22 protein-coding genes are annotated in these 22117 nt (G+C 72.4%); 11 read left to right on the top strand and 11 right to left on the bottom strand.

Annotated elements, in window-relative coordinates; all coding sequences use genetic code 11:
• Positions 1–8 precede the first annotated feature (8 nt).
• From ACQP12_RS13420 to ACQP12_RS13410, 3 genes are all read right to left on the bottom strand, one after another.
• Positions 9–965, bottom strand: a complete 957-nt coding sequence (locus ACQP12_RS13420; RefSeq protein ID WP_433287899.1) for a carbohydrate ABC transporter permease — start codon at positions 963–965, stop codon at positions 9–11.
• Between the two features lie 81 nt (positions 966–1046).
• Positions 1047–2426: an ABC transporter substrate-binding protein gene (locus ACQP12_RS13415; RefSeq protein WP_433287897.1), complete on the bottom strand. Its 1380-nt coding sequence runs from the start codon at positions 2424–2426 to the stop codon at positions 1047–1049.
• A gap of 346 nt (positions 2427–2772) precedes the next feature.
• Entirely contained in the window at positions 2773–3774 is a 1002-nt protein-coding gene (locus ACQP12_RS13410; RefSeq protein WP_357945182.1) for a LacI family DNA-binding transcriptional regulator, read from the bottom strand.
• A 251-nt stretch (positions 3775–4025) separates the two neighbouring features.
• Here ACQP12_RS13410 and ACQP12_RS13405 point away from each other — a divergent pair, with 251 nt between their 5' ends.
• From ACQP12_RS13405 to ACQP12_RS13390, 4 genes are all read left to right on the top strand, one after another.
• Positions 4026–6062 (top strand): glycosyl hydrolase family 28-related protein, encoded by a 2037-nt coding sequence (locus tag ACQP12_RS13405; RefSeq protein ID WP_433287894.1) that lies wholly within the window; start codon positions 4026–4028, stop codon positions 6060–6062.
• A 323-nt stretch (positions 6063–6385) separates the two neighbouring features.
• A complete protein-coding gene (locus ACQP12_RS13400) occupies positions 6386–6919 on the top strand; it encodes a DUF6817 domain-containing protein (RefSeq protein ID WP_433287892.1) in 534 nt (177 codons plus the stop codon).
• Positions 6920–7032: 113 nt separating this feature from the next.
• Entirely contained in the window at positions 7033–7410 is a 378-nt protein-coding gene (locus ACQP12_RS13395) for a pantetheine-phosphate adenylyltransferase (protein WP_433287890.1), read from the top strand.
• A 61-nt stretch (positions 7411–7471) separates the two neighbouring features.
• Complete coding sequence (locus ACQP12_RS13390; protein WP_433287888.1) at positions 7472–7981, top strand: hypothetical protein; 510 nt, start codon at positions 7472–7474, stop codon at positions 7979–7981.
• Between the two features lie 8 nt (positions 7982–7989).
• On the opposite strand, the gene ACQP12_RS13385 is transcribed toward ACQP12_RS13390, so the two are convergent.
• From ACQP12_RS13385 to ACQP12_RS13365, 5 genes are all read right to left on the bottom strand, one after another.
• The gene (locus tag ACQP12_RS13385) at positions 7990–12441 is read right to left on the bottom strand and encodes a HAMP domain-containing protein (protein ID WP_433287886.1); all 4452 of its coding nucleotides are present in this window, start codon (positions 12439–12441) and stop codon (positions 7990–7992) included.
• Between the two features lie 276 nt (positions 12442–12717).
• Entirely contained in the window at positions 12718–13530 is an 813-nt protein-coding gene (locus ACQP12_RS13380) for a SigB/SigF/SigG family RNA polymerase sigma factor (RefSeq protein WP_357945168.1), read from the bottom strand.
• A gap of 154 nt (positions 13531–13684) precedes the next feature.
• Positions 13685–14245 carry a GerMN domain-containing protein gene (locus tag ACQP12_RS13375; protein ID WP_433287884.1) on the bottom strand — a complete coding sequence of 187 codons (561 nt, stop codon included), beginning with the start codon at positions 14243–14245 and terminating at the stop codon, positions 13685–13687.
• Positions 14242–15591: a sensor histidine kinase gene (locus ACQP12_RS13370; RefSeq protein WP_433287882.1), complete on the bottom strand. Its 1350-nt coding sequence runs from the start codon at positions 15589–15591 to the stop codon at positions 14242–14244. The genes ACQP12_RS13375 and ACQP12_RS13370 overlap by 4 nt, the downstream gene beginning before the upstream one ends.
• The gene (locus ACQP12_RS13365) at positions 15588–16262 is read right to left on the bottom strand and encodes a response regulator transcription factor (RefSeq protein ID WP_357945161.1); all 675 of its coding nucleotides are present in this window, start codon (positions 16260–16262) and stop codon (positions 15588–15590) included. The genes ACQP12_RS13370 and ACQP12_RS13365 overlap by 4 nt, the downstream gene beginning before the upstream one ends.
• 152 nt (positions 16263–16414) lie before the next feature.
• On the opposite strand from ACQP12_RS13365, the gene ACQP12_RS13360 reads away from it, so the two are divergent.
• From ACQP12_RS13360 to ACQP12_RS13350, 3 genes are read left to right on the top strand one after another with little or no spacing between them, the layout of a single operon-like run.
• The gene (locus ACQP12_RS13360) at positions 16415–16729 is read left to right on the top strand and encodes a hypothetical protein (protein ID WP_433287880.1); all 315 of its coding nucleotides are present in this window, start codon (positions 16415–16417) and stop codon (positions 16727–16729) included.
• Positions 16726–17322 carry an STAS domain-containing protein gene (locus ACQP12_RS13355; RefSeq protein WP_433287878.1) on the top strand — a complete coding sequence of 199 codons (597 nt, stop codon included), beginning with the start codon at positions 16726–16728 and terminating at the stop codon, positions 17320–17322. The genes ACQP12_RS13360 and ACQP12_RS13355 overlap by 4 nt, the downstream gene beginning before the upstream one ends.
• Positions 17322–17606 carry a BON domain-containing protein gene (locus ACQP12_RS13350; RefSeq protein WP_433287876.1) on the top strand — a complete coding sequence of 95 codons (285 nt, stop codon included), beginning with the start codon at positions 17322–17324 and terminating at the stop codon, positions 17604–17606. The genes ACQP12_RS13355 and ACQP12_RS13350 overlap by 1 nt, the downstream gene beginning before the upstream one ends.
• 94 nt (positions 17607–17700) lie before the next feature.
• On the opposite strand, the gene ACQP12_RS13345 is transcribed toward ACQP12_RS13350, so the two are convergent.
• Positions 17701–18603 carry an AurF N-oxygenase family protein gene (locus ACQP12_RS13345; RefSeq protein ID WP_357945151.1) on the bottom strand — a complete coding sequence of 301 codons (903 nt, stop codon included), beginning with the start codon at positions 18601–18603 and terminating at the stop codon, positions 17701–17703.
• Positions 18604–18651: 48 nt separating this feature from the next.
• Here ACQP12_RS13345 and ACQP12_RS13340 point away from each other — a divergent pair, with 48 nt between their 5' ends.
• The 4 genes from ACQP12_RS13340 to ACQP12_RS13325 all read left to right on the top strand — a co-directional run bounded on the left by ACQP12_RS13340 (position 18652) and on the right by ACQP12_RS13325 (position 21241).
• Positions 18652–19368: a TetR family transcriptional regulator gene (locus tag ACQP12_RS13340; RefSeq protein WP_433287873.1), complete on the top strand. Its 717-nt coding sequence runs from the start codon at positions 18652–18654 to the stop codon at positions 19366–19368.
• Positions 19365–19640 (top strand): DUF4873 domain-containing protein, encoded by a 276-nt coding sequence (locus ACQP12_RS13335; protein WP_357945146.1) that lies wholly within the window; start codon positions 19365–19367, stop codon positions 19638–19640. Before ACQP12_RS13340 ends, ACQP12_RS13335 begins: the two co-directional genes overlap by 4 nt.
• Before the next feature lie 103 nt (positions 19641–19743).
• Entirely contained in the window at positions 19744–20379 is a 636-nt protein-coding gene (locus ACQP12_RS13330; RefSeq protein ID WP_433287871.1) for a YdcF family protein, read from the top strand.
• A gap of 97 nt (positions 20380–20476) precedes the next feature.
• Positions 20477–21241 (top strand): glycosyltransferase family 2 protein, encoded by a 765-nt coding sequence (locus ACQP12_RS13325; RefSeq protein ID WP_433287869.1) that lies wholly within the window; start codon positions 20477–20479, stop codon positions 21239–21241.
• Here ACQP12_RS13325 and ACQP12_RS13320 read toward each other — a convergent pair.
• Entirely contained in the window at positions 21201–21974 is a 774-nt protein-coding gene (locus tag ACQP12_RS13320; RefSeq protein WP_433287867.1) for an SDR family oxidoreductase, read from the bottom strand. The two genes, ACQP12_RS13325 and ACQP12_RS13320, sit on opposite strands and share 41 nt — an antisense overlap.
• Before the next feature lie 5 nt (positions 21975–21979).
• Positions 21980–22102: a 50S ribosomal protein L36 gene (locus ACQP12_RS13315; protein WP_091265774.1), complete on the bottom strand. Its 123-nt coding sequence runs from the start codon at positions 22100–22102 to the stop codon at positions 21980–21982.
• Positions 22103–22117: the final 15 nt, after the last annotated feature.

The raw sequence follows: 22117 nt of genomic DNA, 5'->3' as shown, positions 1-22117 counted from the left end.
CGTCCGTCCTAGTCCTGTCTCGCGGTCAGCCGCACGTACACGGCGGAGAAGCCGGCCAGCACGACGAGCATGATCACGCCGAGCGCCGCGGCGCCGTTGAGGTCGTTCTGGAAGAACCCGTGCTGGTAGATGAGGTACGCCACCGACGTCGCCGAGTCCCCGGTGCCCGCGCCGTTGGCGAGGATCAGCGGCTCGATGAAGAGCTGCATGGTGGCGACGATCTGCATCATCGCCAGGAGCGCGAGGATCAGCCGGGTCTGCGGGATGGTGACGTGCCGGATCCGCCGCCAGATGCCGGCGCCGTCGAGTTCGGCCGCCTCGTAGAGTTCGCCGGGGATGTTCTGCAACGCCGCCAGGTAGATGAGCACCGCGCTGCCCATGTTCATCCAGGTCGACGCGAGCACCATGGCCGGCATGGTCATCCCGGGTGACTGCATCCACTCCGAGGTCGGCAGGTGCAGCGCCGCGAGGACCGCGTTGAACAGGCCCGCCTCGCTGGGGTCGTAGGCGTAGAACTTGAAGAGGAACAGCGCCGAGGCGGGCGGCAGCATCACCGGCAGGTAGACCAGGATCCGCAGGTACCCCTTGGCGTGGCGGAACTCGTTGAGCAGGATCGCCACGAAGAACGGCACCGCGTACCCGAGGACCAGCGCGAGGAACGTGAAGTAGAACGTGTTCTTCCAGGCGGTCCAGAAGCTGGGGTCCGCGATGATGCGGGTGTAGTTGTCCCAGCCCACCCAGGTGGTCTCGCCCCGGCGGGTGCGCTGGAAGCTCATCACGATGCCGCGGACCATCGGGTACCAGGAGAAGACGGCGAAGCAGACGAGCGCCCCGATCAGGAACGTGTGCCCGGTGAGGTTGTCCCGGACCTTGCGGCCGAGGCTCGTCGCGCGGCGGCTCGACGGGTACGGCCGCTCGGGGCGGCCCGGTTGCCTGGTGGTACCCGGGACGGTGGTGATCGCCAAGGCTTCTCCTGCGGAAGTCGGTGGCCGGACGGGACGGGGCGGGGCGTGGGGGCCGGTGCGCCGGCCCCCACACCCGTGGGCTCAGCTGGCGGTGGCCAGCAGCTGGTTGACCTTGTCCTCGGCCGTCTTGAGCAGCGCGTCGATGTTCGCGTTCGGGTTCGTCAGGACCCCGGACATCGCGGCGTCGAGCACCGCGTAGATCGCCTGCGCGTTGCGGGGTTCACCCTTGATCGGGACCGGGTTCGCCTCGAAGATCGCGAAGTTCGCCGTGTCGACGTTGGCGTTCGCCTTACGCAGCTCCAGCTCCTTCTTCTGGGCGTCGCTGCCGTTGGCGAACAGCAGCGGCTGGGGCAGACCGACCGGGTAGTTCTGCGGCTTGGCCCGGACGTAGTCGAACTGGCCCTTACCCGGGGTCAACTTCTGGTAGGCGATCCACTTCAGACCGGCCTTGACCTGCTCGGGGGTCAGGCCCTTCTTGAAGAAGTAGCCCTCGCCGCCACCGAGCGTCGCCTTCGCCGCGCCGTCCTGGCCGGGCAGCGGGCCCATGGCCCAGTCCTGGAACTTGCCCTGGAACTGGCTGACGATCGCCTGGGTGGCGTCCGGGGCGCCGATGAACATGCCGACCTTGCCCGCGCCGGCGTTGGTCAGCAGGTCACCCCACTGGAGCAGCTGGCGGCTGCCCATGCTGTTGTCGCCGTACCGCATGTCCTTGAGGTTCTGCAGGACCTGCTTGCCCATCGCGTTGTTGAAGTCGGCCTTCTTGCCGTCCTCGCTCAGCACCTGGCCGCCCTGCGAGTAGAGCAGGGAGGTGAAGTGCCAGCCGCCGGTGTTGCCGGCGCTGTACTCGGAGTAGCCGGCGATGCCGTTGCCCAGCGCGGAGATCTTCTTGGCCGCCTCCCGGACCTCCGCCCACGTCTTGGGCGGGTTGTTCACGTCGAGGCCGGCCCGCTGGAACAGGACCTTGTTGTAGACCAGGCCCATCGAGTAGTTCTTCACCGGGACGGCGTAGAGCTTGCCGCCGTCGGTGAAGACCCCCTTGAGCGCCGGGTCGACGCTGTCCCAGGTCGGGATGCTGTCCTTGTTGGCGTACTCCGTGATGTCCATGGCCTGACCGGAGTCGAGCACCTGCTGGAGATCGGTCATGTACCCGTAGAACACGTCGGTCACCGTGCCGCCGGCGAGGCGGGCCGTGAAGTCCGGCGGGTTGTTGCACTGCTCGCCGACGCTGACGCTCTTGATGACGATGTTCGGGTTCTGCTTCTGGAACTCGACCACGTCGTCGTTCCAGTTCTTCAGCAGCTCTTTCTGGGCGCCGACCGGCTGGCAGTCGACGGTGATGGTGACCTTGCCGCTGGCGTCCTTCGCCGCGTCGTCGCTCTTCGTGGAGCAAGCCGTCAGGCTGAGCCCCAGGCCGGCCACGAGCGCTATCGCCGCAGCCTTCCGGTACTGCGGTACGGACATCTGTCCATCCCTTCGGGGAACGGGGTATCCATGGCCTTCGCTTGATTTGCCGTGATCGCCACCGCCCGGCGTCGAGGCCGGGTGTGAGTGGAGTCACTGTAGCGAGGCCGACTAGTTGCGGCAAGGTTTCGATCGTGATGTGAAAGGACACGACTTTGTGACGACAGATGTCGACAGCTTCCCGCGTGCCGCCTCAGTTCCGGCTCTCGTCCGCTTCGGTCCCAGCTCAGTGGGCCACGACGGGAACGGCCGCCGACCGCGGTGCAGCGGTCGACGGCCGGAAGGTCGCCGGGAGGTCAGGCAGCCGGTCGAGGGCCGGGCGCCCGCCCGGCGCCCGGCGCGGTGGTCAGCGGCCGGGGACGGGCGCGGTGGAGCCCCGCACCACGAGTTCGGGCTCGAACAGCAGCTCGTCGCGCAGCACGCCGGCCCCCTCGATCTGGGTGACCAGCAGGTCCACCGCGGCCTGCCCCATGGTCTCGATCGGCTGCCGGACGGTGGTCAACGGCGGGTCGGTGCAGGTCATGAAGGCGGAGTCGTCGAAGCCCACCACGGACACGTCGGCGGGCACCGCACGGCCCAGCCGCCGCGCGGCGCGGATGGTGCCCAGGGCCAGCACGTCACTGGCGCAGATGACACCGGTGACGCCACGCTCGATCAGCTTCGTCGCCGCGACCCGTGCCCCCTCCATCGAGAAGCTGGAGCGCTCCACGTACGCGGTGTCGTCCGCCCAGCCCGCGGCCTGGATCATCGCGGCCAGCTTCCGCCGGGACGGGACGTGCCCCTCCGGACCGAGCACCATGCCGATGCGTTCGTGCCCGAGCGAGCGCAGGTGCCCGTACGCCTGCTCGACCGCCACCGCGTCGTCGGTGGAGACCCGGGGGAAGCCCAGCTCGTCGACACCCGCGTTGACCAGCACCACGGGCAGGCCCCGGTCGGTCAGCCGGCGGTAGTGCTCGTGCGTGGCGTCGGCCAGGGCGTACGACCCGCCCGCGAAGATCACGCCGGAGACCTGATGGTCGAGGAGCATCTCCACGTAGTCCGACTCGGACACCCCGCCGATCGTGCGGGCACAGAGAGCCGGGGTGAAGCCGCGCTGGGCGAGGGAGCCGGTCACCACCTCGGCGAGCGCCGGGAAGATCGGGTTCTGCAGCTCGGGCAGGACCAGACCGACCAGCCGGGCCCGCTCGCCGCGCAGCTTGGTCGGACGCTCGTAGCCGAGCACGTCCAGCGCGGTCAGCACCGCGGTCCGGGTCGCCTCGGACACGCCCCCGCGCCCGTTGAGCACGCGGCTCACGGTGGCCTCGCTGACGCCCGCCTTGCGGGCCACCTCCGTCAAGCGTTTCGTCACGGCCGCAATCGTACGTCGTGTTCTTGCAAGAAATGAACAAGGGCTGGCGGGTCGTTGCCTGGTCCGGGTCGCCGGGCACCCACCACGCCGGGTCGCCGGGGCCGTTCTCAGCCTCGAAAGATCCTAACAAACAGACGCTTGAATATTGACAAACCCCAGGAATAACATGAGGCACCTTTCCGGCGGGCGCGTCCAAGCCGCGCCGACGCCACCACCGTCTCCCCCGTCCCCCGGCGAAAGTGGGTAGTCCGATGCAGCGGAGCGTGGAAGGCGCGGCGGGCCGTCGCCCGGCCGTGCCGATCGCCAGGATCCTCGGGGCGGCGGCCGTCGCCGTCGCGCTGGCCGTACCGTCCGGGAGCGCCGCCCTGGCCGCCGGCCACGCCGGCCCGACCCCCGTGGTCACCCGGGCCGGGCTCGACCCGGCGCTCGTCACCGGCCGGGGCGCCACCGTGGACTTCGTCGAGCAGGAGGCCGAGCACGGCCGGACCAACGGCACGGTCATCGGCCCGGACCGCGCCGCCTACACCCTCGCGGGCGAGGCCTCCGGGCGGCGGGCGGTCCGCCTCTCCCCCGGCCAGTACGTCGAGTTCACCCTCCCGAGGGCCACGAACGCGCTCACCGTCCGGTACAGCATCCCCGACGCGCCCGGCGGCGGCGGGATCACCGCGCCGCTGCGCGTCGCCGTCGGGCACGGACCGGCCCGCACCATGACGCTCACCTCGCAGTACGCCTGGCTCTACAACCAGTACCCGTTCACCAACGACCCCGACGCCGACCTGCTCCACCCGGACTGGTGGATCACCGAGTGCTCCTGCGTGCCGGCGGCCACCACACCCGCGCCCACCATCACCAAGCCGTTCCGGCCGCACCACTTCTACGGCGAGCAGCGCCTGCTGCTGGGCCGCACCCACCGCGCCGGCGAGGTGGTCCGGCTGACCGCGCCGACGGGCACGGCCGCGGCGTGGACGGTGATCGACCTGCTCGACGCGCACCTCGTCGCCCCGCCCCGGGTGCTGCCCCGCGCGGTGAACGTGCTGGCCTTCGGCGCCGACCCGACCGGCCGCCGCGAGTCCGCCGACGCCTTCGACCGGGCGATCGCGTACGCCCGCCGCGTGGACCGCACGCTCTACCTCCCGCCGGGCACGTACCAGGTGAACCGGCACATCACCGTCGACGACGTGACGATCGCGGGCGCCGGCAGCTGGTACACCGTCGTCAAGGGCCGCGAGGTCGCCCTGGACACCCCCGCCCCCGACGGCTCGGTGCACACCGGCGTCGGCTTCTACGGCCGCGACGCCGCCGACGGCGGCAGCAGCGACGTCCACCTCTCCGGCTTCGCCATCGAGGGCGACGTGCGGGAGCGCATCGACACCGACCAGGTCAACGCCATCGGCGGGGCACTCAACCACTCCAGCGTCGACGGCCTCTACCTGCACCACACCAAGGTCGGCCTGTGGTTCGACGGGCCCATGACCGACCTGCGGGTCACCAACACGGTCATCGCCGATCAGATCGCCGACGGGCTGAACTTCCACACCGGCGTGACCCACTCCTCCATCTCGCACAGCTTCATCCGCAACACCGGCGACGACGCCCTGGCCATGTGGTCGGAGCGGACCGGCAACGCGCACAACACCTTCGACCACAACACCGTGCAGTCCCCGGTCCTGGCCAACGGCATCGCCCTCTACGGCGGCAGCGACCTCACCGTCTCGCACAACCTGATCGCCGACCCGGTCCGCGAGGGCAGCGCCATCCACGTCGGCTCCCGGTTCGGCGCCGAGCCGTTCGCCGGCCGGCTCGGGATCACCGGCAACACCACCGTCCGGGCCGGCACGTACGACCTGAACTGGAACCTCGGCCTCGGCGCCATCTGGTTCTACGCGCTGGACCGCAGCATCGACGCCGACATCCAGGTGACCGGCGACCGCTACCTCGACAACACCTACAACGCCATCATGCTGGTCAGCGACTGGCCGGTGAAGGACGCCGTAGCGATCGACAACGTCCACTTCCGGGACATCAGGGTCGACGGCGCCGGCACCTCGGTGGTGAGCGCCCGCACCGCGGGCTCGGCCTCCTTCGCCAACGTGGACGCGCGCAACGTCGGGGCGGTCGGGGTGAACAACTGCGGATCGTTCCACTTCACGCCGGCCGGTTCGGAGTTCGCGCTCACCGACCTCGGCGGCAACGACGGCGGCTGGCTCGCCCCCTGGCTCCTGCCCAACACCATCACCTGCGACGACCGCCCACCGGTGGTGCCGCCGCCACCCCCGGCACCGTGGTGAACTGAACCACCTCCGGAGCGGCCCGGCCGGCGACCTGCCCGCCGGGCCGCCCCCGGCAAACGCTACTTCGGGTCGGTCCCCGCGCAGCACCTGTTGGAGGGTCCTGACGTGGTGATTCAGGGCAACCGGGTGCTGCACCTGCGCTACCGGGTGCGCCGTTGACCGATCTGAGCGGGACGCGAAGAAGCCCACTGCGAACGGTGCCACAAGATCGCCGGCCGGCCTGGGGACGGCGCAGGTCGGCGGACGTGTCCACGGCGGTGTGACATATTGCCCACACCCAGGGGCCAGCGAATGCGACAGCGGATACCTACAGTCGGGCCATGAGCACCGACGAAGGCGTGCGGGTCTGGCTCCGCCGGCATGGAGCTGAGCAGATCCCGCATCCCGGGGGCAACCTGTACGCCCACCTGTGTCGAGTCAGCGAACGGCTCGCCGTGCTCGGCTGCGGCAGTGACGTGCAGGCCGCGGGCCTCACCCACGCCGTCTACGGCACCGACGGGTTCGACCTCACCCTGCTCGATCGGGCCGATCGCGCCGTGCTGCGGGATCTCGTCGGCGCCGACGCCGAGGAGCTCGTCTATCTGTATGGCGCCTGCGACCGTGGACGCAGCTGGCGGGAGCTGGCACAGACCGGCCAGGTGTTCGACCGCTTCGTACGTCAGGTGAGAACGCCGGACGCGGCTCAACTTCGGTCACTTGTGGACCTGAGCATCGTCAACGAACTGGACGTCATCGAGCACGATCCCGCGGTGGCGGACCGGCACGGCACCTACTTCCGGGAACTGTTCGCCTCGTGGGCCCCGTTGGCCTCGGAGCAGGTCGTCCGCGATGCGCGGCGGGTCCTGCGGCCGTGACACCCGAACCGTCGCCGGGACCGGGTTCGACCGCACGCACCCTTGGGCGCGCACGCGTGCGAGCCGTCTACCCGGGCAGCTTTGATCCCTTCACTCCCGGGCATCTGGATGTGGTGAACCGGGCACGCGACCTCTTCGACGAGGTGGTCGTGCTCGTCGCGGTCAACAGCAGCAAGCAACCGGGCACCGACGAGGAGCAGCGAGCGGCCGCTGTCCGGGCCACTCTGCCGGTCGACTGGACCTCCGTCACCGTTGCGGCCTGGAGCGGGTTGACCTCCACCTACTGCCGTCGCCACGGCATAGGAGTGATCGTCCGCGGCGTGCGTAACACCACCGACCTTCGGACCGAGTACCAGCTCGCCGCGATGAACCAGTCGCTGGGTGTCCCCACCGTGTTCCTGCCCGCGCAGCCCGAGCTGGCCGCGGTGTCCTCGACCGCGGTGCGCACGCTGGGCGGCGGGGTCACCGGCCCACGAACGCCCATGGCATAGGCGGGAGACATCGCGAATACTGACGATGCTCGGCGGGTCGCGGATGGCGGGAGGGGCCCCAATGTGGCAATTGACGTTCGGTGCCCGGAGAGCGGGTCGTCGCCCGAGAGGACGGACACGTCGTCGAGCCGCCGGCTGGCGTCTGGGCCTGGTCCTGCCGCTCGTCGCCACCGCGGTGCTCGCCTGCGACTCGACCGGCGGCGAGCGGGTGACAGCTGAAGTGGTTGACGGCACGCTCGTCCTGCGGTTCGACCGCGCCTGCCCGATCAGCTATCTGCGCCTCACCATGCCACCACGGGAGGGCGAGACCGACACCCGCACGGTGTGGGAGATCGTCGCGGAGGGGGATGCTCCCGTGGTGGAGTCGGTGACCGCCGGTGTGCCCCCCGACGGCTTCCGGGAAAACGTTGACGACACCGCCAACGGCTTCCCGGCTCCCGTCTCCCTGGTCGTCAAGCACGGCCTGATGTTCTCGGCCAGGATCGACACCGCCGAGCTGGCGGACGGTCGCCACGACTATGCGCTGACCCAGCTGATGAACGAGATGGTTCCGCACGAATCCCGCTGTTGAGGCGAGGGTCAGCTGGTCAGCCAGCGGTGGATGCAGGTGAGGAGGTCCTCCGCGTCGACCGGCTTGGTCACGTAGTCGCTGGCGCCGGAGGAGATGCTCTTCTCCCGGTCCCCGCGCATCGCCTTCGCGGTCACCGCGATGATCGGCAGGTCCGCGTAGCGGGGCATGGCCCGGATCGCGGCGGTGGCCGCGTACCCGTCCATCTCGGGCATCATCACGTCCATCAGCACCAGGTCGATGTCGTCGTGCCGCATCAGCGTCTCGACGCCCTTGCGGCCGTTCTCCGCGTAGACCACATCCATGCCGTGCAGTTCGAGGATGTTGGTCAGGGCGAAGACGTTCCGGGCGTCGTCGTCCACCACGAGCACCTTGCGGCCGGACAGCTCCCGGACCACCGGATCACCGACCGGGCTGCGGTCGGTGACCGGCGCCGTGAACGACGGCACCCGTTCCGGGGCGTCCGCCGTCAGGTGCAGCACGATCCGCTCCCGCAGCTCGTCGAGGCTGCCGAGGATCTCCAGCGGGCGGTCCGCGGCCATCCCCTGGAGCAGGGTCTCCTGCCCGGCGGCGAGCGGCTGCCCGTGGTACGCGAGCACCGGCAGGCCGCGCAGGTCGGGGTGTTCGTGCAGCGCCTTGAGCAGCGCGGTGCCGTGCTCGTCGGCCGGGTCGAGCTGCACCACGAGCAGGTGGTGGCGGTGCCGGGCGAGCGTGCCGACCGCCGCCTCGACGTCCACCGCCGTCGACACCTCGACCGGGCCGCCGGTCTCCGCGGCCACCCCGCGGACCAGCAGGGTGAGCAGGCCCTTCTCGTGCGGTTCGAGCACCAGCACCCGCCGCTGCTGCTGCGCCACCCAGCGCTGGGCCTCCGACTCGACCGGAGCCGCCGTCGCCGCGGCCGGGACGCCGAGGCCGGTGTCGGGCAGCGGCGCGGCGACCGTGGCGGGCAGGTAGAGGGTGAAGGTGCTGCCCTGGCCGAGGACGCTCTCCGCGGTGATCTGCCCGCCGAGCAACCGGGCGATCTCCCGGCTGATCGACAGGCCCAGGCCGGTGCCGCCGTAGCGCCGGCTGGTGGTCCCGTCGGCCTGCTGGAACGCGTCGAAGATGGCGGTCAGGTGCTGCTCGGCGATGCCGATGCCGGTGTCGACGACGCGGAACGCGATGACGGTCTCCGCCGGCGGCATCCCGGCCGGCAGCTCGTCCGGGCGGGCCCGCTCGATGCGCAGCTGCACCCGGCCCTTCTCGGTGAACTTGACCGCGTTGGAGACCAGGTTGCGCAGCACCTGCCGCAGCCGCTGCTCGTCGGTGTGCAGCCGGGCCGGCACGTCCGGGCCGGTGACCAGGTCCAGCTCCAGGCCGCGCGGCGTGGTGAGCGGGCGGAACGTGGCGTCGACGTAGTCGCGCAGCGTGGACAGCTCGAACGTCTCCGGGTTGATGTCCATCTTGCCGGCCTCGACCTTGGACAGGTCGAGGATGTCGTTGATGAGCTGGAGCAGGTCGGCGCCGGCCGAGTGGATGACGGTGGCGTACTCGACCTGCTTCGGGGTCAGGTTGCGGTTGGGGTTCTGGGCCAGCAGCTGGGCCAGGATGAGCAGCGAGTTCAGCGGCGTACGCAGCTCGTGGCTCATGTTGGCGAGGAACTCCGACTTGTACTTGGAGGCAAGGGCGAGCTGCTGGGCTCGGGCCTCCAGCTCCTGGCGGGCCTGCTCGATCTCGGAGTTCTTCGTCTCGATGTCGTGGTTCTGCCGGGCTAGCAGGGCGGCCTTCTCCTCCAGCTCGGCGTTGGAGCTCTGGAGTTCCTCGGAACGGGCCTGCAGCTCCTCGGAGCGGGCCCGCAGCTCGGCCGCCAGCCGCTGCGACTCGGTCAGCAGCACGTCGGTGCGGGCGTTGGCGACGATGGTGTTGACGTTGACGCCGATGGTCTCGGTGAGCTGCTCGAGGAAGTCGCGCTGGATCTCGGTGAACCGGCCCATGCTGGCCAGCTCGATGACGCCGAGGACCTGGTCCTCGAACAGGATCGGCAGCACCACCAGGTGCAGCGGCACGGCCGCGCCGAGGCTGGACGAGACGGTGACGTAGTCGGCCGGCACGGCGTCCACCACGATGGCCCGCTTGCTCAGCGCCGCCTGCCCGACCAGCGAGTCGCCGAGGGCGTACCGGCGGCGGGTGGCGTCGTGGCCGTAGCCACCGACCACCCGCAGGCCACGGCCGTCGGTGGTCTCGTCGACCAGCAGGAACGTGCCGAGCTGCGCGGAGACCAGCGGGGCCAGCTCGTTCATCACCAGCCCGGCGACCACCTCCAGGTCCCGGTGGCCCTGCATGAGGCCGGAGATGCGGGCCAGGTTGGTCTTGAGCCAGTCCTGTTCCTGGTTGGTCCGGGTGGTCTCGCGCAGCGACTCCACCATGGAGTTGATGTTGTCCTTGAGCTCGGCGACCTCGCCGGAGGCGTCGACCGTGATCGAGCGGGTCAGGTCGCCGGTGGCGACCGCGCTGGTCACCTCGGCGATGGCGCGCACCTGCCGGGTCAGGTTCCCGGCCAGCTCGTTGACGTTCTCGGTGAGCCGCTTCCAGGTGCCGGAGACGCCCTCGACCTCGGCCTGACCGCCGAGGCGGCCCTCGCTGCCGACTTCCCGGGCCACCCGGGTCACCTCGGCCGCGAAGCTGGAGAGCTGGTCGACCATCGTGTTGATGGTGGTCTTGAGTTCCAGGATCTCGCCGCGGGCGTCCACGTCGATCTTCTTGGTGAGGTCGCCCTGCGCCACCGCGGTGGTCACCTGGGCGATGTTGCGCACCTGGCCGGTGAGGTTGTTCGCCATCGAGTTGACGTTGTCGGTCAGGTCCTTCCAGGTGCCCGCCACGTTCGGCACCCGGGCCTGGCCGCCCAGCTGCCCCTCGGTGCCGACCTCGCGGGCCACCCGGGTCACCTCGTCGGCGAACGCGCTGAGCGTGCCGACCATCGTGTTGATGGTCTGGGCGAGCACGGCGACCTCGCCCTTGGCCTCGACGGTGATCTGCCGGCTCAGGTCGCCCTGGGCCACCGCGGTGGCGACCAGCGCGATGGAGCGCACCTGGTTGGTCAGGTTGTTCGCCATCTCGTTGACGTTGTCGGTCAGGTCCTTCCAGGTGCCTGCCACGTTGGAGACGCGGGCCTGACCGCCGAGCCGACCCTCGGTGCCGACCTCGCGGGCCACCCGGGTGACCTCGTCGGCGAAGGCGGAGAGCTGGTCGACCATCGTGTTGATGGTCTCCTTCAGGGCGAGGATCTCGCCCCGGGCGTCGACGCGGATCTTCTGCGTCAGGTCACCCTTGGCGACCGCCGTGGTGACCTCGGCGATGCTGCGGACCTGGGCGGTGAGGTTGTCCGCCATGACGTTCACCGACTCGGTGAGGTCCTTCCAGGTGCCGGAGACGCCCTTGACGTCGGCCTGGCCGCCGAGGCGGCCCTCGGTGCCGACCTCCCGGGCCACCCGGGTCACCTCGTCGGCGAACGAGGAGAGCTGCTCCACCATCGTGTTGATGGTGTTCTTCAGCTCCAGGATCTCGCCGTGCGCGGTGACGGTGATCTTCTGCGAGAGGTCGCCCCGGGCCACCGCCGTGGCCACCTGGGCGATGCTGCGCACCTGGTCGGTCAGGTTGACCGCCATCGAGTTCACCGAGTCGGTGAGGTCGCGCCAGGTGCCGGCGACGCCGCTGACCTGGGCCTGCCCGCCGAGCCGGCCGTCGGTGCCGACCTCCCGGGCCACCCGGGTCACCTCGTCGGCGAACGAGGAGAGCTGGTCCACCATCGTGTTGATGGTGCTCTTGAGCTCCAGGATCTCGCCCCGGGCGTCGACGGTGATCTTCTGGGACAGGTCGCCCCGGGCCACGGCCGTGGTGACCTGGGCGATGTTGCGCACCTGGCTGGTCAGGTTGCCGGCCATGAAGTTCACCGAGTCCGTCAGGTCGCGCCAGGTGCCGGCGACGCCGGGCACCTCGGCCTGGCCGCCGAGGCGGCCCTCGCTGCCGACCTCCCGGGCCACCCGGGTCACCTCGTCGGCGAACGAGGAGAGCTGGTCCACCATCGTGTTGATGGTGACCTTCAGCTCCAGGATCTCGCCGCGCACGTCGACGGTGATCTTCTGCGAGAGGTCGCCCCGGGCCACCGCCGTGGCCACCTCGGCGATGTCGCGCACCTGGTCGGTCAGGTTGCCGGCCATCGCGTTGACCGAATCGGTCAGGTCCTTCCACGTGCCGGAGACGCCCGGCACGTCGGCCTGGCCGCCGAGCTGCCCCTCGGTGCCGACCTCCCGGGCCACCCGGGTCACCTCGGAGGTGAACAGGGAGAGCTGGTCGACCATCCCGTTGAAGACGGTGGCGATCTCGCCGAGCAGCCCGTCGGCGTCCTCCGGCAGCCGCGTGCCGAAGTCGCCGTCCCGGACCGCGGTGAGGCCGGCCAACAGCTGCCGGAGGCCCGGATCGGCCACCGGGGCACCGGCCGCCGGGGTCGTTTCGCGTCGCCGCGGGATCGTCTGGTCGACCACCACTACCGCCTCTGGGACAGCCGGGTGCCCCCCGGCAACGATTGCAACGGCGCAAGTATGCACAGACCCGCCCCGGCCCGCTGGACGGGCGAGGCGGGGTGGAGAGGAAGACGCACCGCCACCGAGGGGAGTCGGCGGCGGTGCGCGGGTCCGGGCGAGGCGGCAGCGCTCGCGTGAACCGGGTGTGAACGAGCCCGGGCGGCGGGCCGCCCGGACGGATCAGGCCTCGGTGAGCTGGCCGCGCAGCTTGGTCAGCGCGCGGGCGAGCAGCCGGGACACGTGCATCTGGGACACGCCGACCCGGGCGGCGATCTCGCTCTGGGTCAGGTTGCCGTAGAAGCGCAGGGTGAGGATCTTCTGCTCGCGCTCGTCGAGGGTGGCGAGCGCCGGGCCGAGGGAGGCGCGCAGCTCGGCCAGCTCGTACTCGTTGTCCTCGGTGCCGAGGGTGTCGCCCAGCTCGGTGGCGCTGTCGCCGTCACCGATCGGGGTGGAGAGCGAGACGGCGTTGTAGGCGCGGGCGCCTTCCAGGCCCTCGAGCACCTCTTCCTCGGTGACGTCGAGGTGGCTGGCGATGTCGGCGACCGTCGGGGCCCGGTTGAGGGTCTGGGTCAGCGTGCTGTTGGCCTCGGAGATGCGCAGCCGCAGCTCCTGGAGGCGGCGCGGGACCCTGATGTTCCAGGTGCGGTCGCGGAAGTGCCGCTTGATCTCACCGAGGATGGTCGGGATGGCGAAGCCGGCGAAGTCCACGCCCCGGGAGGCGTCGAACCGGTCCACCGCCTTGATCAGACCGAGGGCCGCCGTCTGGGCCAGGTCGCCGGCCGGCTCGCCCCGGCCGCTGTAGCGGGCGGCGAGGTGGTTGGCCAGCGGCAGCCACGCCTCGATGACCTGGTTGCGCAGCGCCGGCCGCCCCGGGTGGCCCTCGGGCAGCTCGGCCAGGGCCGCGATCAGCTCGCTGGCCCGGGTCTCCTCGCCGGTCACCGCCGTGCGGTGCACCTCGGCGGTCGTCGTCGGCGCGATGGTCATCGTGGTCATGCTGCCCTTCCTGTCCTGAGGAGAACGGGTGCCTCCCGAGCACCGGTCGTGCCAGTCACCCTAGACCAAAGTCTGCCGCCTAATCAACCGAACGGACGATGGCGATTTCGCCCGAGAACGGACAAAAGCGCCGTGGCCCGCGCCACTTTGGTCGTCAGCGGCGCACCAGCGGCCGGTAGTCGGCGGCGGTGAGCGGCAGCGAGGACACGTTGCCGTCGGCCCGGGGCACCTCCAGCGGCTGCCCGTCGCGGCGGAACGCCACGCTGTCCACGTCCGGGCGCTGAGTCAGCGTGCAGACGATCTGCCCGAAGGCGAGGACCTCGTCGTTGCGGCCGGTCTCCTCACCGGCCTGCCGCACGTCGACGGTGGCCACGGTGCCGGCCAGGGTGGCCCCGGCCACCGCGACCGTGCCCGGCAGGGCGGTGGCGAGGCCGCGGTTCCGCTCGGCGCCGTCCGGCCCGGCCAGCAGGTGCTGCAGGTGCGCGTCCACACCGGGCAGGCCGTCGACCCGGCGGGTGACCGCCGCCAGCCCGTCGCCCCGGACGAAGCAGAGCGGCTCGTCCACCCGCCCGTCCGGCTCGGCCGTCGCCGTGCCCACGGGGGTCGGGAAGCTGCCCGGGGGCCGCCGCACCGGGCGGGGCTCGTCGTCGACCGGCACCCCGCAGCCGCCGAGCAGCGCGGCGGCGAACAGCGCCGGGAGCAGCCGCCGGGTCATTCGCCCGCCCCCGGCAGCTCGACCCGGAACCGGGCGCCCCGCTCCCGGTCCACCACGCCGGCCTGCCCGCCGTGTGCGGCTGCGTGCTGGGCCACCAGGGCGAGACCGAGGCCCGTGCCGTCGGTGCCGGCCCGGGCGTGCGCCGCCCGACCCCGGACGAAGCGGTCGAAGATGACCTCCCGGTCGGCCGCCGGCACGCCCGGCCCCTCGTCGTCGACCTCCAGGACGCCGATCCCGTCGTGCATGCCGAGGCGTACGGCGACCGGGCCACCGCCGTAGCGCACGGCGTTGTCGAGCAGGTTCAGCAGGATCTGCTCCACCCGGCGCCGGTCGACCCGCCACTGCGCCGGGGTGCCGGCGGTCACCTCGACGAGGCTCTCCGGCAGCTCCCGCTCCCGGCAGGCGGCCCGGGCCAGCTCGGCGACGTCGACCGTGTCGCGGTGCGCGGGCTGCTCGGTGCGGGCCAGCTGGATCAGGTCGTCCACCAGGCGCTGGAACCGGGCCACCTCGTCGGCGACCAGTCCCGCCGCCGTCGCGGTACGCGCGTCCTGGTGCTCCTGGCGGCGGGTCAGCACGCTCGCGGCCGCGGCCAGGGTCTGCAACGGCGAGCGCAGCTCGTGGCTGACGTCGGCGGCGAACCGGCGGTCCCGGTCGATCCGCCGCACCAACTGGTCGACCATGTGGTTGAACGAGGTGGAGAGCCGGGTGAGGTCCGGGTCGGTGGTGGGGTCGAGCCGGGTGGCGAAGTCCCCGGCGGCGACCCGCTCGGCGGCGTCGGCGACCGCGGTGAGCGGCCGGACGCTGTGCCGGGTGGCGTACCAGCCGAGGGCCGCGCCGGCCCCGGCCACCATGATGGCCACCGCGGTCAGCGCCAGCCCGACCACCTGGAAGGTCCCCTCGACCTCGCGCAACGAGGTCAGCTCGTAGTAGCCCAGCTCGCCGGCGAGCGGGACGCCGACCAGCAGCGTCGGCTGCCCGTCGAGGCGGACCCGCTGCACGGCCGGCTGGCCGGCGGCGACCATCCGTTGCAGCTCCACCGGGACCGAGCCGGCACCGACGTCGGCGGTGCGGGCGTACCAGCCGTCGCGCAGGTGCAGCAGCGGGCGGCGGCTGCTGCCGGTGTCCAGCGAGCGCAGCACCGCCACCACGTCGGGGGTCCCGGTGTCCAGCCCCGACCGGACCACCGCGGCGTCGTAGTAGGCGGCCCGGACGGCGGTGCGCTCCCGCTCGTCGAGCAGCGAGCGGCGGGTCAGGTCGTACGAGAAGAGGGCCATCACCGCGGCGAGCAGCAACGCGCCGACGGCGAAGGCGGCGGTGACCCGGGCGCGCAGTCCGAGGCGGGTCATCGCTGGAGCTTGTAGCCGAGGCCGCGGAGGGTGACCAGGTGCCGGGGGTTGGCCGGGTCCGGCTCGATCTTCTGCCGCAGCCGGCCCACGTGCACGTCGACGAGGCGCTCGTCGCCGGTCTCGTACCCCCAGACGCGGCGCAGCAGCTGCTGCCGGGACAGCACCCGGCCGGCGTGCTCGGCCAGCTCGCAGAGCAGCCGGAACTCGGTCCGCGTCACCGGGACGGGACGACCCGCGCGGCGGACCTCGCCGGCCTCGGGGCTGATCTCCAGGTCGCCGAAGACCTGGGCGGGGACGGCGTCCGCCACGACCCGGCCGCGCCGGCGCAGGGCCCGCAGCCGGGCGGACAGCTCCTTGATCGCCACGGGCTTGACCACGTAGTCGTCGGCGCCGGCCTCCAGCGCGGCGACGATGTCGTGGGTGTCGTCGCGGGCGCTGACCACCACGATCGGGACGTCGTCGTCGCGGCGCAGCCGGCGGATGCACTCGAACCCGTCGAGGCCGGGGAGCATGAGGTCGACCAGCACGTTGTCCGCCGGGTCCTCCCGCTGCCGGCGCAGCCCCTCCTCCGCGGTCGCCGCCCCGGACGCGGAATAGCCCTCCTCCTCCAGGGCGAGCAGGAGTGCGAGCCGGATGCGGTCGTCGTCCTCGATCACCAGTACGGCCGTCATATGCGCATCATGACCGCCCGCGCACGGGTCACCCAAATGCGTCAGCCGTTCCCGGCTTTTGTCATGGAAATGACATACAACCGCGCGACGCCCTCCACGATCCCTGCGGAGGGTGGAGCGGACCGGACATGCGGGGCCGCGAGGGAGGAACCGTGAACGGCAGCACGCTGGTCGGGGCGCTCGTCGTCGGGCTGGCGATCGGGGCGGTGGGCCGCCTGGTCGTGCCGGGCCGCACGGCCGCGCCGGTCTGGCTGACCCTCGCGCTCGGGGTCGCCGCCGCGCTGCTCGGCGCGATCGTCGCGGGCCTGGTGGACAGCGGTCCCGGCGGACCCGCGGTGTGGCCGCTGGTCGTGCAGTCCGGCTTCGCCGCCGTCGCGGTCGTCCTCGCGGTCATCGCCGCCGGCCGCCCGGCGACCGGCAAGGAACCGCCGTCCCGGTCGGGCGCGCGGCGGAAGGAGGGATCGTGACGGTCGTACCCTCGGAGCACCTGATGCTGCTCATCTGCGACGGCTGCGGTGACAGCGTCACGGGCACCGGCTGCATCCTGCCGGACGCCGAGGTGGTCTGGACGCTGGTGTTCGAGAACGGCTGGGTCGGCTCACCCTTCGCCTCCGGGCCGCACCACTGCCCGCGGTGCGGCGCGCGGGCCACCGTCGAGGCCGGCGGCCTCGGCGTCGACGACCTGGACGAGGTCGGCGGCGCCCCCGCCGTCCCCGAGACCGACTCCGCCGACCGGATACGCCGGGCGCTGGCGCAGGCCGCCACGGTCGGCGACCGGGTGCTGGTCGACCTCACCGAGGTCGAGGTGATCGACTCGGCCGGGCTGGGGCTGCTGGTCCGGGCCCGGCAGGAGGCCCGGCGGGACGGGCGGCGGCTGTGCCTGGTGGCGCCGTCCCGGTTCGTGCGCACCGTGCTGCACACCATGCGGCTGGACGGGGTCTTCGCGGTCTTCGACAGCCGCGCCCGGGCGCTGGGCGGTCCGGTCGTGGCGGCGGCGCCCCGCCGGCCCGAGGCGCCGGTGGAGAGCCGCGAACGAGTCGAAGGAGCCCGCAGCTCGTGATGTCCTGGCCGTACCCCGACTTCCCGTTCGCCAACGACGGGCCCGCGCCCGACGACGCGGACGTGCGGCTCGCCGCGCTGGTGGCACAGCGGTTGAGCATCGACTGGACCACCCGGCGACAGCAGATCACCGTGACGGCACAGAACCGGGTGGTGATCCTGGCCGGGATGGTGGCCGACCCGGAGACCCGCCGGGTGGCCGGCGAGCTGGCCTGGGACGTGTCCGGCGTGTTCGACGTCTGCAACGCCCTCCGGCTGCGCTCGGGGCAGCGCTGGGGTCGCTGAGGAAGGCTGCACGGATCGGCGTCCGCCTCTCCCCTCGGCGCCTACCTAGATGCGGGTCAGTGCTACTCCCCTGGGGCCGGGGGGCCGCCGTCGGTCAGTCCTCCAGCAGGCCGGAGCGGCGCCAGAGCAGCCGGCCCGGCCCGGCGATCAGGCCCAGCTCGGTGAGGTGCTCGGCGATGCGCTGGGCGGACCAGCGCAGGGTGGCCCGCCAGTGCGGGTTGGCCCGGGCCGCGGCCACCCCGACGGCCGGCGCGATGCCGACGGCCGCGTAGGCCCGCGGATTGACCAGGCGGCGGGTGATCGAGTACGCGGCCCGCCCGATCACCAGCCGCGCGTAGCCCAGCGCGACGGGGCCGGCGGCCTCGACCTGGCGGGCCAGCTCGTCGCGGGCGAACCGCACGTGCCGGGCCTCCTCGACCACGTGGATCCGGGACACCATGCGGATCAGCGGCTGAATCGTCTCGTCGGCCATGGCCTCCCGTTGGAAGGCGTCGAGGATCTCCTCGGCGATGAGGATGGCCGCGTACATCTGCGGGCCGGTGGCGGTGGCCTTGAGCCAGCGCCCGAGCAGGTGGTCGACCGGATCGGCCCGGTAGACCGGGCAGCCGATGGCCTCGATGAGCCGACCGAACATGATGGAGTGCCGGCACTCGTCGGCGACCTCGGTGAGCGCGTACTGGGCGTGCCGGGTGGTCGGGTCGGCGTCGTAGTAGTGCCGGATGAGCATCTGCATGAGGATCGTCTCGAACCAGAGCCCGGCGCTGGCCGCGCTGGCCACCTCGTGCTTGGTCAGCTCGATCCGCTGCTCCTCGCTCATCCCCTCCCACAGCGCCGTGCCGTAGAGGCTGCTGCGCCGCGGCGGCATCCAGTACGCCCCGGGGGTGTGCGGCGCCGACCAGTCGATGTCGACGACGGGGTCGTAGCTCGTGCGCACCGAGGCGGCGAGCAGGCGGGTGGCCACCGCCTCGCGCGGGAATCCGGCCGACGTCCCCTCCATGGCCCCTCCTGGTTGACGTAACTTCAAGTAACTGTTACGAGTGGTAGCATGCGACGCACCTCCACCGATGTCAATGGCTCGGACGCACCGCCGGAGCCGGCCACACCTCCGCGCACCGGCCGGCGCGACCGCTGGGCCGACCACCGCGAGCAGCGACGGCAGGAGCTGATCGGGGCCGCCGTGCAGGCGCTGCTGCGGCACGGGCCGACCGTCGACATGGACCAGGTGGCCGCCACGGCCGGGGTCAGCAAGCCGGTGCTCTACCGCTACTTCGCCGACAAGGCCCAGCTCTGGCTGGCCGTCAGCGAGGTGGTGGCGGCCCGGGTCGTCGACGCCGTGGCACCCGCCGTCGAGCAGGTCCGCGAGGAGCGCGCACTGGTCGAGGCGACCATCGACGCCTACCTGAGCATCATCGAGTCCGAGCCGACGCTCTACCGGTTCCTGCTGCACGAGGCCGGGCATCCCGGCATCCAGCAGGTGGTGGCCGGCACGAGCCGGCAGGTGGCCACCGGCCTGGCCCGGGTCATCGGCGACCGGCTGCGCGCGCTCGGGCTCGACGCCGGCCCCGCCGAACCCTGGGCGTACGGGCTGGTCGGGTTCGTGCAGGCGGTCGGCGACTGGTGGGCCACGCACGGCCAGCCGATCCGCCGGGCCGCACTCACCGACTACCTGACCACCCTGCTCTGGAGCGGCATCGAAGGGGTCCGGCGCGGCGCCGACCTGCCCCACGAGCTCACCCGCGCCCACGAGCGGATCGACCGGTGAGCTGGCAGGGCCCGGCCGAGATCGCCGGCACCGCGGTCCGCCTGCACGCCAGCGGGCGCTGGGAGCCGGTCGACGGGCGCTACCACTGGGCTGGGCGGATCGAGCCGGAGCCCCGCGTGCTGCGACTGCTCCGCTCGGGCCGGCGCGACGTCGAGGTGCGGGTAGGCGAGCGGGTCGCCCGGGGCCGGCTCGCCGAGGCGGACCCGTGGGGTGGGGTGCGGATCACCGGCGTGGGCGAGCCACCGTGGCCACCCGGCGCCGACGAGGACTGACCGCCGCCCGGCGCGGACGGGACTGACCGCCCCGTGCCGGACGGGACTGACCGCCGCCCGGCACGGCCGGGGGCTGACCGCCGGTCGGCGTACCGTGGGTCGGATGACGCCGACCGCCACCGTGCTGCTGGTGTTCGGGCGCGGTGTGGTCGCGGGCGACGACGGCTACCGGCTCAGCGCGGAGAGCACCGCCCGGGCCCGGGCCGCCATCGGGTACGTCCACGAGCACGCTGCGGACTTCCGGCGGGCCGCCGGGGCGCGGTTGGTGTTCACCGGCGGCTGGCCGCACGGTCCCGCCGGGGCGCCCGGCCCCCCGGCCGGGTACCGGGAGGGCGAGCTGATGCTGGCCCTCGCCCGCGCCGCCGGCCTCGACCGGCACGCCCGCCTGCACGCCGAGACCCGGTCCCGGACCACCCTGCAGAACCTGGCGCACACCGTCCAGGACGGACTGCTCGCCGGTGAGGTCTTCACCCCGGCGCGGCCGCTCGGGCTGGTCTCCCACCCGTGGCACCTGCCCCGGATCCGGTTCCTCGCTGGCAAGGTGCTCGGGCTGTCCGGCGCGGCGCTGCTGGACGTGCCCGTGACCGGGCCCGACCCGGTGCCCGCCGGCGGCGAGCGGGTGGCCCGGGCCGCCAGCCGGGTGTGTTACCTCGGCCTGCGTACCCCGGAGGCGCTGCTGCGGCGGGAACGCGACCTGGCCCGCTCGGCGCAGCGTGTCGCGGACCTGTTCCGCCGCTGACCGGGTGGGATTCACCTTCCGGCGCCACGGGTAAGGACGGTCGTCGATCGGCCCCGACGGCGGGGCCGGCGGGCGACGGGTCCACCCGGGAGGTTCCGTGATCGTGCTGGTGCCGGTGTACCGACCCGGGGACCGCCTGCCACGGCTCGTCGACGACCTGGTCGTCGCGCTGCCCGTGGCGCACGTGGTGGTCGTCGACGACGGCAGCGGCCCGACCGCGGCCGGGGTGCTCACGGCGGCCCGCGACCGGGGTGCCACCGTGCTGCGGCGCCGGGTCAACCGGGGCAAGGGCATCGTGCTGAAGACCGGCTTCCGGTACGTCGCCGCACACCACCCCGGTCGCGACGTGGTGTGCGTGGACGCCGACGGGCAGCACCTGATCCCCGACGTCGTCCGCGTCGCCGACCGGATGCGCGAGACCGGCGCGCCGACGCTGGGCGTCCGCCGGTTCGACGGCGAGGTGCCGCTGCGCAGCCGGTTCGGCAACGTGACGACCCGGGCGGCGTTCCGCCTCGCCACCGGCGTCCCGGTGCGGGACACCCAGACCGGGCTGCGGGCGTACCCGGCCGGGCTGCTCGGCTGGCTGCGGGCCGTCCCAGGCGAGCGGTTCGAGTACGAGATGAACGTGCTGCTCCACGCGGCCCGGGCCGGACTGCCGATCGCGCAGGTCCCCATCGCCACCCGCTACCACGCCGGCAACGCCTCGTCGCACTTCTCCTCGCTGACCGACTCGGCCCGGATCTACGGGCCGCTGGCGCGCTTCGGCGCCGCCCGGCTGCTCGCGCCGGGCCGTCGCGCCGGCGACGCGGCCCCGACCGGGGTCACGTCGTCGCGTCCCAGACCTGCGACTCGAACTCCCTGAGCCGTTGCCCCATCTCCTCCGGCCAGGCCGTCCGGAAGGGATGATGGTCGGCCGGGATCACCCGGACCATCTCCTCGACCATCTCCCGCGGGTCGCGCTGGTGCTCCAGGTAGTCGGCGAAGTCGGGCCGGTCCAGCAGGGCGGTCGACGGATCCCACCACTGGGACATCGCCTCCACCCCGGTGTCGTTGTAGCCGGTCCGGTAGGGGCCGGGGTTGACCACGGCGACCCGGACGCCGCGCGGTTCGAGCTCGCCCTTCATGGCCCAGGCCAGCGCCTCGATGGCGTGCTTGGTGGCGGCGTAGACGCCGACGAACGGCCGGGTCCGGATGCCGACCGCGGAGGACACCCAGACGACCTTGCCGGCGCCGCGCTGGAGCATCGGCGGCACGAGGTCCTGCACGAGGTGCAGGTGCGCGAAGACGTTCACCTCGAAGGACCGGCGGACGCGGTCCATCGGGATCTCCACCACCGCCCCCGCCTCCTGGACTCCGGCGTTGAGCACCAGGATGTCCACCCGGTGCCGCCGGGCGGCGGCGCGGTCGGCCGCGTCCGTCACGTCCAGCTTGATCACGTCGAGGGTCACGCCGGTGCGCTCGGCCTCGGCGCGCAGGTCGCGTACCTGCGGCCAGATCTCGGCGCCGGCGACGACGTGGTGGCCGGCCCGGGCCAGGCCGAGCGCGGCGCCTCGGCCGAGGCCGCTGCCGGCCCCGGTGATGAGGATGTCGGCCACGCCGGTCAGCCCTGCCGGGCCTTCTGCCGGGGATCGGCCTTGTTGAGCACGAACACCTTGCCGCGGCGGCGTACCACGATCGAGTTGGCCTTGCGCTTGAGCGCGCGCAGGGAGCTTCGGACCTTCATCCCGTTCCTCCGTTC

Source organism: Micromonospora sp. CA-244673 (assembly GCF_050948395.1).
GTDB lineage: Bacteria > Actinomycetota > Actinomycetes > Mycobacteriales > Micromonosporaceae > Micromonospora.
This window is presented reverse-complemented; position numbering and strand designations above follow the sequence as displayed.